The sequence below is a fragment of the Limnobacter olei genome, from assembly GCF_029087225.1.
GTDB classification, from domain to species: domain Bacteria; phylum Pseudomonadota; class Gammaproteobacteria; order Burkholderiales; family Burkholderiaceae_B; genus Limnobacter; species Limnobacter olei.
Window position 1 is genome coordinate 80,301 of record NZ_JARFJD010000018.1, and the last position, 15,447, is coordinate 95,747.

Annotated in this window: 12 protein-coding genes; 5 read left to right on the forward strand and 7 right to left on the reverse strand. The window is 53.6% G+C overall.

Translation table 11 applies throughout. The annotated features are described in order from the left end of the window. Window positions 1-317 precede the first annotated feature (317 nt). The 5 genes from PY990_RS12275 to PY990_RS12295 form a co-directional block, all read right to left on the reverse strand. Complete coding sequence (locus tag PY990_RS12275; RefSeq protein ID WP_275271839.1) at window positions 318-1,121, reverse strand: transglutaminase family protein; 804 nt, start codon at window positions 1,119-1,121, stop codon at window positions 318-320. After that, the gene (locus tag PY990_RS12280) at window positions 1,118-2,077 is read right to left on the reverse strand and encodes an alpha-E domain-containing protein (RefSeq protein ID WP_275271840.1); all 960 of its coding nucleotides are present in this window, start codon (window positions 2,075-2,077) and stop codon (window positions 1,118-1,120) included. The genes PY990_RS12275 and PY990_RS12280 overlap by 4 nt, the downstream gene beginning before the upstream one ends. Window positions 2,078-2,089: 12 nt before the next feature. Beyond that, window positions 2,090-3,505 (reverse strand): circularly permuted type 2 ATP-grasp protein, encoded by a 1,416-nt coding sequence (locus PY990_RS12285; RefSeq protein WP_275271841.1) that lies wholly within the window; start codon window positions 3,503-3,505, stop codon window positions 2,090-2,092. A gap of 99 nt (window positions 3,506-3,604) precedes the next feature. Then, a complete protein-coding gene (locus tag PY990_RS12290; protein WP_275271842.1) occupies window positions 3,605-6,040 on the reverse strand; it encodes a DNA internalization-related competence protein ComEC/Rec2 in 2,436 nt (811 codons plus the stop codon). Window positions 6,041-6,130: 90 nt separating this feature from the next. Further along, entirely contained in the window at window positions 6,131-6,916 is a 786-nt protein-coding gene (locus PY990_RS12295; RefSeq protein WP_275271843.1) for a TatD family hydrolase, read from the reverse strand. 15 nt (window positions 6,917-6,931) lie between these two features. On the opposite strand from PY990_RS12295, the gene PY990_RS12300 reads away from it, so the two are divergent. Then, window positions 6,932-7,489 carry a DUF2062 domain-containing protein gene (locus PY990_RS12300; protein WP_275271844.1) on the forward strand — a complete coding sequence of 186 codons (558 nt, stop codon included), beginning with the start codon at window positions 6,932-6,934 and terminating at the stop codon, window positions 7,487-7,489. Between the two features lie 9 nt (window positions 7,490-7,498). On the opposite strand, the gene PY990_RS12305 is transcribed toward PY990_RS12300, so the two are convergent. Both PY990_RS12305 and PY990_RS12310 read right to left on the reverse strand, forming a co-directional pair. After that, on the reverse strand, window positions 7,499-8,188 hold the full coding sequence (locus PY990_RS12305) for an ABC transporter ATP-binding protein (protein ID WP_275271845.1): 690 nt from the start codon (window positions 8,186-8,188) through the stop codon (window positions 7,499-7,501). Then, window positions 8,181-9,434, reverse strand: coding sequence for a lipoprotein-releasing ABC transporter permease subunit (locus PY990_RS12310; RefSeq protein WP_275271848.1), 1,254 nt, complete (start codon window positions 9,432-9,434; stop codon window positions 8,181-8,183). Before PY990_RS12310 ends, PY990_RS12305 begins: the two co-directional genes overlap by 8 nt. 73 nt (window positions 9,435-9,507) lie before the next feature. On the opposite strand from PY990_RS12310, the gene PY990_RS12315 reads away from it, so the two are divergent. The 4 genes from PY990_RS12315 to lysS all read left to right on the forward strand — a co-directional run bounded on the left by PY990_RS12315 (window position 9,508) and on the right by lysS (window position 15,148). Beyond that, window positions 9,508-10,713, forward strand: coding sequence for a hypothetical protein (locus PY990_RS12315; RefSeq protein WP_275271846.1), 1,206 nt, complete (start codon window positions 9,508-9,510; stop codon window positions 10,711-10,713). Next, the gene (recJ, locus tag PY990_RS12320) at window positions 10,713-12,455 is read left to right on the forward strand and encodes a single-stranded-DNA-specific exonuclease RecJ (RefSeq protein WP_413789532.1); all 1,743 of its coding nucleotides are present in this window, start codon (window positions 10,713-10,715) and stop codon (window positions 12,453-12,455) included. Before PY990_RS12315 ends, recJ begins: the two co-directional genes overlap by 1 nt. A 52-nt stretch (window positions 12,456-12,507) precedes the next feature. Next, window positions 12,508-13,612, forward strand: a protein-coding gene (prfB, locus tag PY990_RS12325; protein WP_105028659.1) for a peptide chain release factor 2 whose coding sequence is annotated in 2 segments (ribosomal slippage) — window positions 12,508-12,588 and window positions 12,590-13,612 — 1,104 coding nt in all. Because the reading frame shifts where the segments join, the coding sequence is not laid out codon by codon here. 3 nt (window positions 13,613-13,615) lie between these two features. Next, complete coding sequence (gene lysS / locus PY990_RS12330) at window positions 13,616-15,148, forward strand: lysine--tRNA ligase (protein WP_105028660.1); 1,533 nt, start codon at window positions 13,616-13,618, stop codon at window positions 15,146-15,148. Window positions 15,149-15,447 lie beyond the last annotated feature (299 nt).

The following is a 15,447-nucleotide window of genomic DNA, read 5'->3' on the forward strand; positions in this document are numbered from 1 at the left end:
GTCAATCAGCACTGGCGAATCTCCCTCACCACGCAACTCACGGCTGATTTCATCGCCTAATCGGCGGCGGTGTTTCGATCGCCTCGCCTTCAAGAAAACCTGCCCTTGCGTGCCGAGTAGGGCCTGTGTTGCCCAGCATGGGCGACAGCGAACGGACCCGACCCGTTCTTTAGGAGGGTCGTTCTCAGGCATCGCAAGGCTCGGCAAGGGATCAACAGGTTTTCTGGCGAGAGATCGGAACCCAAGCCGATTGGGCGATCAAAAACGACGAGAGATGCGAACCCAAGCCAATCGGGCTATAAAAACCAGCGGGTGATCTAGCCAACCCGTTCAATGGTTACTTGCACGTCAAGGGTCTCTTGCCCACCCCCAGTGCGAATGCCACGAATTGGAGAAGCGCCTGTGAAGTCTTTGGCCACGGCCAAGCGGCAGTGATTGCCCTGCACCAACGATTTGTGCGTTGCATCCACCCCAAGCCACTGCTGGCGTTTTTCATCGAACACTTCGACCCAAGCGTGGCTGTCGTGCTGCTCCACATTGGGATTGAAAAAGTAGCCGCTCACGTATCGCGCAGGAATGCCGTGTGCTCGCAGGCACGCCAGCATCACATGAGAATGGTCCTGGCAAACACCTTGTCCGTTTTCAAACGCCTGCATCGCCGAATCGGCTACAGTGGTGCTGCCTTTGGTGTAAACAACTCGGTCCGCCACTGCATGCGCCAGGGTGAGTATTCGATGGGCAAATGGAATATTGGTGTCGGCGACGAAGCTTGCGAATTCGCGCATTTCATCGTTGAATTGCGTAAGCGGTGTAGTGGGTGTGTACACCAGAGGGTTGAGCGACAATTGCTGCAGTGGCACGTAGCCATCATCGAGCGGATCAATTTCCACATGCCCATGGGACTGCACAGTCAGCTCCCTGTGTTGCTGGTTCACCGAGAATGTGTGCACCGAGTTGCCATGGTGATCGCAGGCGCTGTGGTGTTTGGCTGGTGTTCTTATTTTCCAGTCAACAATGCGTTGTTTGTCGTCCTGTTGCGGGGTAAGGCGCACGTGCTGAATGCTGTACAGCACGGGCCAGGTGTAGCGGTAAGTGGTGTGGTGTTGAATGCGCAGTTTCATGCCTCAAGTGGCACCAGGAAATCTTTGCTGATCCGGTTGCCCAAATCATTGATACGTTCAAGAAAATTGGTGAGGTAGGCATGCAAACCCATTTGCAAAATGTCGTCGATTTGGCTGTACAACAATTCAGCGCGCAGCTTTCCAGCACGCCGTTCTGTGTTTGCCGAGTAATCGTTCCGAATCATTTCAAGGTTGGCACACACTTCATTCAATGAAGCCAACAGCGAGCGAGGCATGTCGTCGCGCAGTATCAGCAATTCAGCAACGCGGTCGGGCGTGATTACATCCCGGTATACCTTTCGGTAAGTTTCAAAAGCAGACACCGAGCGCAAAATGGCGGCCCAGTGGTAATAATCGGCATGGGGGTCGGCAGTGCTCAAATTGGCCAAGGGGCTAAAAGGCATGCTGTGAAATTTCACATCCAACAGTCGTGCGGTGTTGTCTGCACGTTCCAGAAATGTACCCAGGCGGATAAACCGGAATGCATCGTCTTTCAACATAGTGCCAATGGTGACACCTCGCGACAAATGGCTGCGAAACTTTACCCACTCAAAAAACTCTGAGGGATCGCGTTCAACCGTGCCGTCAGCCAATACTTTCTTCAGTTCAAGCCATGTGGTGTTGTTGGTTTCCCAAACTTCAGTGGTCAACGCGCCACGCACGGCACGTGCATTCTCGCGGGCACCCTGAAGGCAGCAGTAAATACTGGAGGGGTTGTTGGGGTCTTTTACCATGAAGTCAATCACGGCCTCGGCGCTGACCTCATCATGTTTATTTGCAAATGCTTCGGTCAGTTCACAAATCGACAGCATGGCTCGCCAGCCTTGTTCTGCATTCTCTGGGTCCTGCGGGAGCAGGGCGGTTTGTACATTCACATCAAGCATGCGGGCGGTGTTCTCGGCGCGTTCAATGTAACGGGCCATCCAGAACAAATGGTCAGCAGTTCTACTCAGCATCTTGTTTGCTCCTTATCGTTCTAATACCCACGTGTCTTTGGTGCCACCGCCTTGGCTGCTATTGACCACAAGCGATCCTTCTCGCAGTGCTACCCGGCTTAGTCCACCGGGGATCAGGCTGACTTTGCTGCCCGACAATACAAAGGGCCGAAGATCGATGTGGCGGGGGGCCAAGCCCTGTTCTACAAAAGTTGGGCAGGTTGACAGCGCCAATGTGGGTTGGGCAATGAATTTCGCAGGGTCTGCAATCAGCTTTTGGCGAAAGTCTTCAATTTGCGTTTTGGTAGATGCCGGGCCCACCAACATGCCGTAGCCGCCTGCGCCGTGCACTTCTTTCACAACCAACTCGGGTAGTTTGGCTAATACTTCTTTCAAGTGATCAGGTTTGCGGCATTGCCACGTGGGTACGTTTTGAATAATGGGTTCTTCGCTTAAATAAAAGCGAATCATGTCGGGCACGTAGGGGTAAATCGATTTGTCGTCGGCCACGCCGGTACCGATTGCATTGGCAAGGGTCACATTGCCTGCGCGGTAAACAGAAAGCAGTCCGGGCACGCCCAATTGCGAATCTTCGCGGAATGCCAATGGATCAAGAAAATCGTCATCCAGCCTGCGGTAAATCACATCGACACGTTTGGGGCCTTGTGTGGTGCGCATGTAAAGCACTTCCTCATCCACAAACATGTCTTTGCCTTCCACCAGTTCAATACCCATTTGTTGAGCCAGAAATGCATGCTCGAAATAGGCCGAGTTGTACATGCCCGGTGTCAGTAACACCACAGTGGGGTCACTGCTGTTTTGTGGCGAAACCGAGCGAAGGTTCTCGAGCAAATTGTCAGGGTAATGTTCAACCGGCGCCACGCGATTGCGGGCAAATAGTTCCGGAAACAGGCGCATCATCATTTTCCGGTTTTCGAGCATGTAGCTGACGCCTGAGGGCACACGCAGGTTGTCCTCGAGCACGTAAAACTCACCTTCACCGGCACGCACTACATCCACACCAGCTATGTGGGCGTAAATGTCGCCAGCCAGTTTCACACCTTGCATTTCGGGGCGGTATTGTTCGTTGTTGAAAATCTGCTCAGGTGGAATGAGTCCGGTCGTCAGAATCTTCTGCTCGTTGTAGATGTCTTTCAAAAACATGTTCAAGGCCTGAACACGCTGGCGCAAGCCTGCTTCCAGTGTTTTCCATTCAGACGCTTTAATCACCCGCGGCACAATATCGAATGGAATTAACCTTTCGGTACCCGATTCTTCGCCGTACACGGCAAAGGTAATTCCCACCCTTCTGAAAATAAGGTCGGCTTCCGCACGCTTGTTCTGCAATTTTTCAGAGGATTGCATCTCGAGCCAACGCGAAAAGTCCTGATAATGCGGGCGAACCTCACCGCTTGGCGTATACATTTCGTCGAAGGGTGTTGATGACATAAGTTGATTATTCCTGTTCTGTGTAGTCTTGAAGTAACAAGAAACATGCCAAGCGCATGCAGGCTGATTGTGACGCGCACAGCCATAAAGTTAACAGTCTTAACGACCTTTTGCACCGCTTTCGTGCATGTGCCAGTAACGCTGACGTAGCGCGTGTGCATTGTCCACTTCGGGTTGGAAGTCCAGGTGCTTAAACCTCCATTTCATTGCACCATTTTGGGCGGTACTCGACCATTCGACGCCCAAGGCTTCGTATCGTTCAATCACAGCCTTGTGCGGGTGACCAAACTGATTCTTCCAGCCTGCTTGTATCAGTGCATATTCAGGCTGCACGGCTTGAAGAAAGGGCAAGGTGGACGAGGTTCTGGAGCCATGATGCGGCACAATCAGAACACGTGATTTCAAGGTATTTGAGCCGTGTTGAGTTAGCAATGCCATTTCTGAAATCGCTTCGATGTCGCCGGTCAGCAGCACGCTGTGATTCGCATTGCTGACTTTTAACACGCAACTTTGATTGTTCTTGGCCAATAACTTTTGGTGTGAATTTGCGGGCGTATCAAGTCCGATGGGTGTGAATATGACGCCATCCCAGGTCCATGGCTTGAGCATGTGGCATTGCGCTGTGTCGCTTTTCAGGGTTTGCGCGAGCAGGTTTAAGCTGTGTTGTTTGTTGATCGAGGACGCGAACTGTACGGGCGGTGCCTTTTGTAGCAGCAGGGGCGCGCCGCCTGAATGGTCTGCATCATCATGCGACAGCATGAACATATCGGCCCGCCGATAACCATGCGCTGCCATCCAGGGCAGCACTACACGCCGGGCCGAATCAGTGCGCGCGTTGAACGCAGGGCCTGCATCGTAAATCAGCAAATGATTTTGGGTTTGAATGCCGATGGCCGTACCTTGACCGACGTCCATCAAGGTCATCCAGAAATCATGGTGTTCGGGCCTTGGCGGTGGAAGTAGAAGCAGGGCGATCAGCAAGATTCCTGCCCACCTTGGGACCAGCCCCACGGGCAAAATCAAAATCAGGCAACCCAGTGCCACCAGGCCATTAACCCACCATGGCTGATTGTGTATCGGCAAAGTAGCCCAACTCAATCCATTGAAGTACACAAGCCATTCGCGTTGCAGTGAAAGACTGTTGCCCGCAAGCCAAAGCAACACTGGCTGTTGGGTGAGCCCACCGAGCAGAGCCAGGGGTGTGCTCACGAAACTCATCCATGGAATGGACAGGGCGTTAGCCACCGGGCTGATCAGCGACTGCTGGTTAAACAGCATCGCGCAGGGCAGTACCAATCCGATGGTCACCGTGTATTGGGCTTTCACCGCGTTGGCGATGAATTCATGCTTCGGTTTGATGAAGTGGTAGTGCCCCTGTGTGATGAAAATAAGGATTGCCACGGCACCGAAGGAGAGAATGAAGCCGGCATCCAGCACAGCCCAGCTGTCAAAGGCGAGGGTTAAAAACAAGGCGAGAAAAAAGGTGTCCCAACTGCTTTGCATGCCACCACGTACTTGCCCAACAAACAACGCAAACAACATGAAGACTGTGCGTTGGGCTGGCACTCCCCAGCCGGCAACCAGGCCGTACAACACTGCAAACAGCAATCCAAATGCGCTACCTACCAAAGGGGCCGGTAAGCGAAGGCACAACCGGGTTGATCGACGCCAAAGCGCGCCGAAAAGTTTGCCTGCAAGCATGGCGAACAGGGTAATGTGCAAACCGGAAATGGCAACCAAATGTGCAATGCCAGTGGCGCTGAACATTTCCCGATCCTCTGGGCTGATCAGGCCTTGATCACCCACCACCATGGCCAGCACCAAGGCTTGCTCAGGGTGGCTTTGTAAGGCAGTGACAATTGTGCTTGCAATTTGTAGGCGTACCCGTTCCATCCAGACCAGCGGGTTCAAGGTGGTTTGTTCAGGCTGTTGCTCAAGCTTGCTTTTGAATTGAGCTGTGCCCGCAATTCGTTTGGCAAACCAGTGGCGATGAACATCAAAACCTTCCAGTTGCAAAGGCGCCTTGGGCGATTTGATGCGAACGGTTGCCCGAAAATACTCGCCTGGCTGAAGTGCTCGATATGTGGATGCCGTTTCGACAAAAGTTTGCAAGCGTGCACCCGTGGCCAGGCATTTGGTTGCAACCGCATGTTCTCGCGGCGTGTGTTCGATTAACCAGGTTTGTGCGTTGTTGTCGCGAAACGCTTTTTCAAGAAGCCGAAATTCAGATTGAATGGTTTGCTTGTTGCAGGCCAGGGGCACTTGCGCTTGCTGATGTGCGGCGGCCTGAATACCTGTACAAAGTTGTGCCATTGCAAAACCAAGAACAAACCAGCTGAGTTTCTCGGCGGCGTGCTCACTGACGCCTCCCCGAATACCCAACAACAGGAAAACTGCCGACCAAGCGAATAAAATGATGCTGTTTTCGCCGAAAGTGTCGAAGGCCGCGCTCCAAATCCATGGCAGCGTGGCTTGGCTGTGAAACAGCAAAAGGCTAAGCAAGTAGGCTGTGGTGAACAGCGGCAGGGAAGGCACAACTTGAATTTGGTGTGGACGCAGTTTTGCAAGCGTGCACCAATGCGCTTACGTTCACCAATGATGAACACGACCGGGTGATGCCTTTGGTTAGCTTTGACGGGCGAGGGCGGGCAACACACGTTGCGCGTTCAGTTGTGTTTGCCTGGAGAGTACTTCCACGCTTGACTGACGCAGTTCTGCGATTGATTGTGCAATTCTTGGCAAGTGTTCAGGTGCGTTGCGTTGTTTGTTAATCCATTCCGGCGCAATGTCCGGTCCGTCAGTTTCAAGCACCATGGCACTCTCGGGCAGCTCGGCCGCCAATCTGCGCAATTGAAGCGCTCGAGTAAAAGTGCTCGCACCGCCAAATCCAAGACACATGTTCAAGTTCAGAAAATGATCCGCTTGCTGAAAGCTGCCATTGAATGCGTGGGCAATACCGCTGCGTGGTTTGTAAATTCGAAGGCCTTTTAAAACGGAGTCTTGCGCTTTGCGAACATGCATCACCACCGGTACATCGAAATCACGGGCCAATTTGAGCTGCGCATGAAAAAATTGAACCTGTTTGTCCCAGTTCAAGCCAGGTACAAAGCCATCAAGTCCTATCTCTCCCAAACCCGCGAATTTTGGATCGTCGATTGAGGCCTGAATTTTTTGCTTTAAAGTCAGCAGGTCTTCTTCTTTGGCTTTGTCCACAAACATGGGGTGTATACCCAGGCAATACACCGCACCGGGGACGCTGTGAGCAAGGCTTTTTACTTCATCAAAATTGAAAGCGCCTACGGCGGGCAATACAAACCGGGTAACATGCAGTTCTTGCGCACGTTGAACCACCGCGGCGCGATCGCTGTCGTATTCAGAAGCATCAAGATGAAGGTGCGTGTCGGTCCACATTCTTTAAAGTTTGCCATGTTTCGTCGGAAAATTCGCAAGTACCTGCCAACGGTTGATCATTTTGATCGACTGGTGTGGGCACGGCCATTCAAGCGCTTCCTGGGGCATCCCAATATTTGGGCGTTGAATCGAAAAAGTATTGCGGGCGGGGTGGCTGCGGGTTTGTTTTGTGGGCTTATTCCTGGGCCATTTCAAATTTTTGGCTCACTGATCTGGGTGCTGGTCGCCAAGGTGAACTTGCCTGTTGCCTTTGCAGTCACTCTGTACACCAACCCGCTCACCATTGTGCCGCTGTATTTGATCGCTGTTGCTTATGGCGATTTTTTGCTGGGAAGTTTGGGTGAAAGCAATTTGCACCCGATCCCGGAATGGAACTGGTCAGCGTGGGGAGACTCCACCATCGCGATGGTGGACTGGATGCTGTCCATGGGGCCGTCGCTGGCGGTGGGCTTGCCCGCGTTGATGGTGACGCTGTCTATATTGGGTTACTTCAGCGTACGTTTGACCTGGAATATTGGTGTGCGAATTGCAGTGGTGCGCAGGCGAAAGCGTCGGCTTGCTGTTGACCACTGAAAGCAGAACTTACTCTGTTTTGAGTTCGCCTTTCTCAAGCCTCAACACCTTGCTGCACTTGCGGGCCAGTTCCATGGAATGGGTTACGATGATCAAGGCTGATTTGTTGGCAGCCTTGCTGTGAATCAGGCTTTCAAACACTTGGTCAGCTGTGTCCTGGTCCAAATTGCCCGTGGGCTCGTCGGCTAAAATGGCTTTCGGATTGGTCACCATGGCACGCGCAATCGCCACGCGTTGGCGTTCTCCGCCAGACAATTCCGCAGGGCGGTGGTTCAGCCGGTGCTCAAGCCCGAACTGCTTCAACAGCACCGCACTTTTTTCACGGGCTACCTGTTTGTTTTCACCGCCAATTCGAAGGGCCATCGCCACATTGTCCAGCGCATGGAATTCAGGCAACAAGTGGTGAAACTGGTAAATGAAGCCCAAAGTTTTGTTGCGTTCCATGCCCAGTTTTCGAACAGACCACGGCTCAATGGCCTGACCTGCCCATAACACAGAGCCGCTGTCGGCCTTTTCAAGCCCACCCAGTACATGTAGCAGTGTACTTTTGCCAGCTCCGGAAGCCCCCACAATGGCCACGGTTTCACCGGCCAGTACCTGAAAGTTTAAATTTTTAATGACCTGCGTGGCTTTGTCAGTCGCGGTAATGCCCTTGAATGCCTTGCTCAGGTTTTTGGTTTCCAGAACAACATTACTCATAACGCAGGGCCTCCGCAGGTTCTGCGCGCGATGCACGCCAGCTTGGGTAAATGGTGCTGAGCACGCTTAGCACCAGGGCCACAGTCACAATGGTGACCACATCGCTTGCGCGTGGGTCGGAGGGTAGCTGGCTGATGAAGTAGATTGATTTTGGCAAAAACTCAACGCTGAGCGCCCGTTCAATGGCGGGCACAATCGTGCCCAAATTAATGGCAAGCAACCAGCCGGCAGTTACGCCCAAAAAGGTACCTATCCAGCCAACCAGTGCGCCTTGCAACATGAAAATTCGCTGAATGGCAAATGGGCTTGCACCCAGGGTGCGCAGAATTGCGATCTCTCCGCGCTTGTCTTTCACGGTCATTACCAGCATGGACACCAGGTTAAATGCGGCCACCGCAATAATCAGGGTCAGAATAATGAACATCATGCGTTTTTCGGTTTGTACCGCAGCAAACCAGGTGCGGTTTTGCACTGACCAGTCACGAACCCACACGCTTGGTGGTAACTGGCTTTCAATGTCTCTGGCCACAAACGGGGCTGCATCCATGTCGTTTAACTTCACACGAATACCGGTTGGGCCAAGGCTGCGGTAAAAGCGGGCTGCGTCGTCAATGTTCATCAGCACCAGGCCACTGTCGTATTCATAGTGGCCAGTGCTCACCAAGGCTGTTATCTCGAAGGCCTTCAAGCGGGGAATCATGCCAGCTGGGGTCATTTGGCCTGAAGGGGCAATCAGCGTAATGCGGTCGCCCACGCTGACACCAATCTGTTTGGCCAACTCGATGCCTAGTACCACACGAAATTCGCCAGCTTGCAGGTTACTCAGGCTACCCGAAATGACTTCTTTGAAATCAGATACTTCCTGTTCTTGGGCGGGGTCAATACCGCGAACGATGGCTGGGCGCAGCAGGTCTCCATGCGCCAGCATGCTTTCGCCAGCCACATAGGGAGCGGCGCCGATTACTTTTGGGTTGGCAGCCTTGATTGCACCCACCAGCGCTTCTGGGTTGTCAAAACCTTCTTGGGGAGCCAATACCTCGATGTGTGCAATCACCGACAGCATGCGGTCACGCACTTCTTTTTGAAAGCCGTTCATCACCGACAACACCACGATAAGCGCTGCCACACCAAGCCCAATGCCGGCCATGGACAATCCGGAGATAAAGGAAATGAACTTGTCACGGCTTCTGTGACCGCCACCGCGCACATAGCGCAGTGCAATTTCAACATCAAAGGGTAAACTAATCACAAATTGTCCCGAATTGTTCAAATGCGCTGTTGAAGTTTCAAAGCGCTCTCATTGTAGTGTGAATAAAACCGTGTCCAAACCTAGCAATGCGCCTTTGTGGGTGTTCGTTCCCAACATTCTTGTGCCCGAAATGGCGCTGCAACGCCTGTCCGCCCATGCCCGGAGCCAGTCTTTTAAAGGCTTGCCAGCCGGTTTGCTGCAAACCATGGCCAGAAATGCTGCACCGGAATACCAAAACGCCGATGGGCTGGACCGCATCGAAGCCTGGTTGATGCGCTACTTGGATTCTCAAGCGCAAGCAAAGTTCGACCAGTACCCGGCCTGGGCCATGTTGCAGCATTCGCAGGCCGAGACTGAATTCACGCCAGTAAAGCCTTTCACGCGCTTTTGGGGTACAGCGGGTTGTCTGGAAATAGAACGGGATGGCGTGCGTTTTACGCCGCCAGAGGTGTTGCAGGTCAGCCAGGCCGACCTGGAGGCCTTCTGGAATGTGGTGAATCCCTTATTGCAACAACACGGCTGGGCATTGAACACCCCGGCTGGTTTTCACAGCCTCTTGAGTAATCCGGCGCCAGTGCCGATGGAGCAAGCCTCGCCTTGGTCGGTGCAGGGGATTCGACTGACAGATTACCTGCCCATGAACCAGGAATGCAGCGACTGGCGGCGCATGTGGCTGAATATGCAGGTGGAGTTGCACAACGCCGAATTCAACAAGGCCCGCGAAGCCAAGGGATTGAAGCCCCTGAATGCGCTGTGGTTTTGGGGGGGAGGTGAGGCCTGGCAAACTGATGTGGCCGTGCCGCGTGTGAAATCGGTGTCTGAAGATGGCGTGTTTGATGCGGTGAAAATGACCGACAGCGCAGACGAGGCTGTGAACCGATTTGTGTTCTGGACCCAGTTGTTGGGTTCTTTGCGAAAGAGCTCGGTACAAACCGAAGCGAGCGAGTCTGGGGCAAAGCCCGACAACATTTATTGCGTGAACTTTCAGGGTTGGGGCGGCAATATTGGCGTGTTCAAACTGCTGGAAAGCGAGGTGTTGCAACCCATGCGCTTGGCTGGCTTGGCTTTTAACTGGGTCCTGTTGGGCAACCATGGCTGGAAAACTTTAAGAAGCAACTGGATGAACCGATTCAAGTTTTGGCAAAACAAGCCCGACTGGGCTGTGCTGGGCGAACCTGAAATGCAGGACGGCCCCACTGAGGAAGACCTGCAAGCCGCTTGGCAACAAGGCCAGCGCGACCAAGACAGCATTCAGGCCGAATGGGAGGGGCGGTGATGAATTCCAATACCGTTGAGCACCGGGTTCGTACCCCTCGCCCGCAAGTTGAAGCGGTGCTTCGCAGCCAGGGCATGCACCCCTTGATGGCGCGCCTGATGGCTGCGCGGGGTGTGGATTCTCAAGCGGAAGCTGAAACCAGGCTCGCTGATTTGATTCCACCTTCGCAGCTCAAGGGCATTGACCAAGCCGCAGAAATTCTTGCAGACGCACTGGAGGCCGGTGCCCGCATTGTTGTGGTGGGCGATTACGATTGCGACGGCGCCACCGCAACCGCAGTGGGCGTGCGCGGCTTGCGCATGCTTCTGCAAAGCCTGGGTGCAGATGAAGAAGCTGCCAAATACCACATTGATTTTTTGGTGCCCAATCGCTTTGAATACGGTTATGGGCTAAGCCCTGAAATCGTTCAATTGGCTGCGCAGCAATTTGAACCTGATTTGCTGGTGACCGTGGACAACGGCATTGCCAGCGTGGAAGGTGTGAACGAAGCCAATGAACTGGGCATCGGCGTGATCGTGACCGACCACCATTTGCCTGGCGACCAATTGCCGCAAGCGCTCGCCATTGTGAACCCCAACCAGCCCGGTTGTGAGTTTCCAAGCAAATCAATCGCTGGCGTGGGCGTGATGTTTTATGTGTTGCTGGCCACCCGTGCTGTTTTGCGCGAGCGTGGCGTGTTTGATGCCGCCAGTCAGCCCCGAATTGACGCACTGCTCGATTTGGTGGCCCTGGGCACTGTGGCTGACGTGGTGAAACTGGACGCCAACAACCGCCGCTTGGTGGCGCATGGTTTGCAGCGCATTCGCGCAGGCCGCGCTCAGCCCGGTATGCTGGCTTTGTTCCATGAAGCCAGCCGCGACCCGCGCAAAGCCACCGCAGCCGACATGGGTTTCGCATTGGGCCCTCGCCTAAATGCCGCAGGCCGGCTGGCCGATATGGCCATAGGCATTCGAACCCTGCTGGCCGACGACGCGGGCGAGGCCAGTGCACTGGCCGCCCAGCTGGGCAAAATGAATGAAGAACGCAAGCGCATTGAAGCCGACATGAAACGCGATGCGCTGGAAGACATTGAAAAATTCATTAGCCAGGATGAACCCGCCGCAGGCATTGTGGTGGCGCACAGCACTTGGCACCAAGGCGTCATTGGCATTCTGGCTTCTCGCATCAAAGAACGCCTTTATCGCCCCACTATCGCATTGGCACCGGGTGATGACGGCTTCTGGAAAGGCAGTGGCCGTTCAGTGCAAGGCGTGCACTTGCGCGATGTGCTTGATTTGGTGAGCAAACGCCTGCCCGAAGGCAGCATGCCCAAGTTTGGTGGGCACGCCATGGCGGCTGGTTTAACCATTGCAGAAGGCGCAATCGAACAATTCAAAATTGAATTTGCCAAAGCCATTCTGGATTTAAGCGACCCCAGTGCGCTTACACAGGTGGTCGAAACCGATGGTTCAATTCCTGCCGACTACATAGCAGCAAGTGCGGCCGATTTGCTGGAAACTCAGGTGTGGGGGCAAGGCTTCCCGGCACCCCTGTTTTGTGATGAGTTTGAGGTGCTTGAACACCGTTTGCTGAAAAACGCACACAGTAAGTTCACTTTACGCCGCGACGGCAAAACCTTTGTGGCCCTGCGCTGGCGCGCCGTAGAGGCACTACCGGCCAAAGTGAAACTGGCTTACCGGTTTGAACGGGACACCTTCACAGGCGGTGATGCGGTGCAAATCATTGTGGAACACGTGTTGTAGGGCAGCTTGCGTTACAATATCGGGTTACGCACATTGAATTTGTTAGAGAAACATGGAAGCCGAACGCCTGAATGCCATCATCAACGCCCTGACTGACCTCGCCGACCGCGCAGGCCAGTTGCGGAGGTATCTTTGACGTCGACCGCAAGGCCGAGCGACTCACAGTAGTTGACGCCGAACTGGAAGACCCCAACGTTTGGAACGACCCCAAACATGCGCAAGAATTGGGCAAAGAAAAAAAGATGCTGGACGGCGTGGTGGTGACCATGAACACCGTGCAAGCCAACATTAGCGACGCGCAAGAGCTTGTCGAAATGGCGCAAGCCGAAAGCGACTTTGATACGCTGGAAGCCATTGAAAGCGATGTGGCCGAATACGAAAAGATCATCGCCGATCTGGAATTCCGTCGTATGTTCAGCAACCCTGCAGACCCATCCAACTGTTTTATCGACATCACCGCTGGTGCGGGCGGCACCGAAGCCCAAGACTGGGCGAGTATTTTGCTGCGTCAGTACCTGCGCTATTGCGAACGCAAAGGCTTCAAAGTTGAGGTGATGGAACAATCCGACGGCGATGTGGCAGGTATCAAATCAGCCACCGTCAAAGTGGAGGGTGAATATGCTTTCGGCTATTTGCGCACCGAAACTGGTGTGCATCGCCTGGTTCGAAAATCACCATTCGATTCCTCCGGCGGTCGCCACACTTCTTTTGCGTCGCTTTTCGTGTATCCCGAAGTGGATGATTCTTTCGAAATCGAGATCAACCCGGCCGATGTTCGCACCGACACCTACCGCGCCAGCGGAGCAGGTGGTCAGCACATTAACAAAACCGATTCCGCGGTTCGCTTGACCCACATTCCTACCGGCATTGTGGTGCAGTGTCAGAACGACCGTTCCCAGCACCGCAACCGCGATGAAGCCTGGGGCATGTTGAAAGCCAAATTGTACGAGTTCGAGATGCGCAAGCGCATGGCCGAGCAACAGGCTTTGGAAGACACCAAAACCGATGTGGGCTGGGGTCATCAAATTCGCAGCTACGTGCTAGACAACAGCCGCATCAAAGACCTGCGCACCGGTGTGGAAATTTCCAACACCCAGCGTGTACTGGACGGCGACCTCGACCCATTCATTGAAGCCAGCTTGAAGCAAGGTATCTAAACCATGAACGACAAAATACAAGCCGCTGGTGACGAACAGCCAGTTGACGAAAATCAGATTATTGCCGAACGCCGCGGCAAGCTGGCCAAACTGCGCGAGAAGGGTCAACCTTTCCCCAACAGCTTCAAACCTGAACACCGCGCTGCCGATTTGCATGCCCACTATGGTTTGCTCGACAAAGAAACACTCGATCCACAGGGCATTGAAGTATCTGTGTCTGGTCGCATGATGTTAAAGCGCGTGATGGGCAAGGCCAGTTTTGCAACAGTGCAAGACGGCACTGGCCGCATTCAGTTTTACATCAACAACGAAGGCGTGGGCGAAGACGTTCACGGCGAATTCAAGCACTGGGATTTGGGCGACATCATTGCTGCCAAAGGCAAGCTGTTCAAAACCAACAAAGGTGAGTTGAGCGTGCATTGCACGGAAATCCACTTGTTGGCCAAAAGCCTGCGCCCTTTGCCTGACAAATTCCACGGCTTGGCTGATCAGGAAATCAAGTACCGTCAGCGCTACGTGGATTTGATCGTGTCCGAGCAAACACGCGACACCTTTGTTGCGCGCTCAAGAGCCATGTCATCGGTTCGCAATTTCATGGCCGACCACGGTTTTCTGGAAGTGGAAACGCCCATGTTGCACCCCATTCCTGGTGGCGCATCGGCCAAGCCTTTCATTACCCACCACAATGCACTGGACATGGAAATGTACTTGCGCATTGCGCCCGAACTGTATTTGAAGCGCCTGATTGTGGGCGGTTTCGAGCGTGTGTTCGAGATCAATCGCAATTTCCGCAATGAGGGTGTCAGCCCACGCCACAACCCTGAATTCACGATGATGGAATTCTATGCGGCGTACTGGAACTACCGCGACTTGATGGACTTCACCGAGCAGGTGATTCAACACGCCGCCACCACTGCGACCGGCAGTGCGAGGTTGACTTACCAAGGCCGCGAACTGGACTTGTCCAAGCCGTTTGCACGCCTGACGATTGTTGAGGCGATTCAGAAATACTTCCCGGAATATAGTACGGAAGACTTGCAGAACATTGACTACCTGAAAAAGGCCTTGGCCAAGAAGGGTGTGCATGTGGACAAAGAGCCTGCGCTGAAAAACGCGGGCATCGGTGCATTGCAGTTGGCCTTGTTTGAAGAAACGTCTGAAAGCCTGTTGTGGGAACCCACCTTCATCGTGGACTACCCGGTTGAAGTGTCGCCCTTGGCGCGTGCCTCGGATGCCAATTCACAAATTACCGAACGGTTTGAATTGTTCATCACTGGCCGTGAAATTGCCAACGGTTTTTCTGAGTTGAACGATCCAGAAGACCAAGCCGACCGGTTCAAAAAGCAGGTTGAGGCCAAAGAAGCGGGCGACGACGAAGCCATGTTCTTTGATGCTGACTTCATTCGTGCGCTTGAATATGGCATGCCACCCACTGGTGGTTGCGGCATTGGTATCGACCGTTTGATGATGCTGATTACCGATAGCCCCAATATTCGCGATGTGATTTTGTTTCCGCATCTAAGGCGCGAAGATTAATCAAGTTTGACTCACCGTGCATGCGTGTTTACAGCACCGTGCGCGGTTTGTATTCGACGCATGTGTTAGTTCTCCCAACGTGTAAGTTCACCGCACGTGTTCCACCATCCCGCCTTGGCGGGCTTTTATCCCTTCTTGATTGCTGGCTCGGTTCATGCGAAACGCAAAAGCGTGTTCGCATCGATTGCTTGCGCAATCGCCCCTCGCTGCCCATCAAGCCGGAAGCCCACCTGAAATCGGCGGAACGGCGCGACACATGCAGCGAACCTTTGTCTGGTGACACACAACTGAGCATTTAA

What these genes read in the sequence shown, in the direction of transcription:
- PY990_RS12275 (WP_275271839.1), bottom strand. Translation starts at nt 1,121, where the DNA reads ATGAAACTGCGCATTCAACACCACACCACTTACCGCTACACCTGGCCC.
- PY990_RS12280 (WP_275271840.1), bottom strand. Translation starts at nt 2,077, where the DNA reads ATGCTGAGTAGAACTGCTGACCATTTGTTCTGGATGGCCCGTTACATT.
- PY990_RS12285 (WP_275271841.1), bottom strand. Translation starts at nt 3,505, where the DNA reads ATGTCATCAACACCCTTCGACGAAATGTATACGCCAAGCGGTGAGGTT.
- PY990_RS12295 (WP_275271843.1), bottom strand. Translation starts at nt 6,916, where the DNA reads ATGTGGACCGACACGCACCTTCATCTTGATGCTTCTGAATACGACAGC.
- PY990_RS12300 (WP_275271844.1), top strand. Translation starts at nt 6,932, where the DNA reads ATGTTTCGTCGGAAAATTCGCAAGTACCTGCCAACGGTTGATCATTTT.
- PY990_RS12305 (WP_275271845.1), bottom strand. Translation starts at nt 8,188, where the DNA reads ATGAGTAATGTTGTTCTGGAAACCAAAAACCTGAGCAAGGCATTCAAG.
- recJ (WP_413789532.1), top strand. Translation starts at nt 10,713, where the DNA reads ATGAATTCCAATACCGTTGAGCACCGGGTTCGTACCCCTCGCCCGCAA.
- lysS (WP_105028660.1), top strand. Translation starts at nt 13,616, where the DNA reads ATGAACGACAAAATACAAGCCGCTGGTGACGAACAGCCAGTTGACGAA.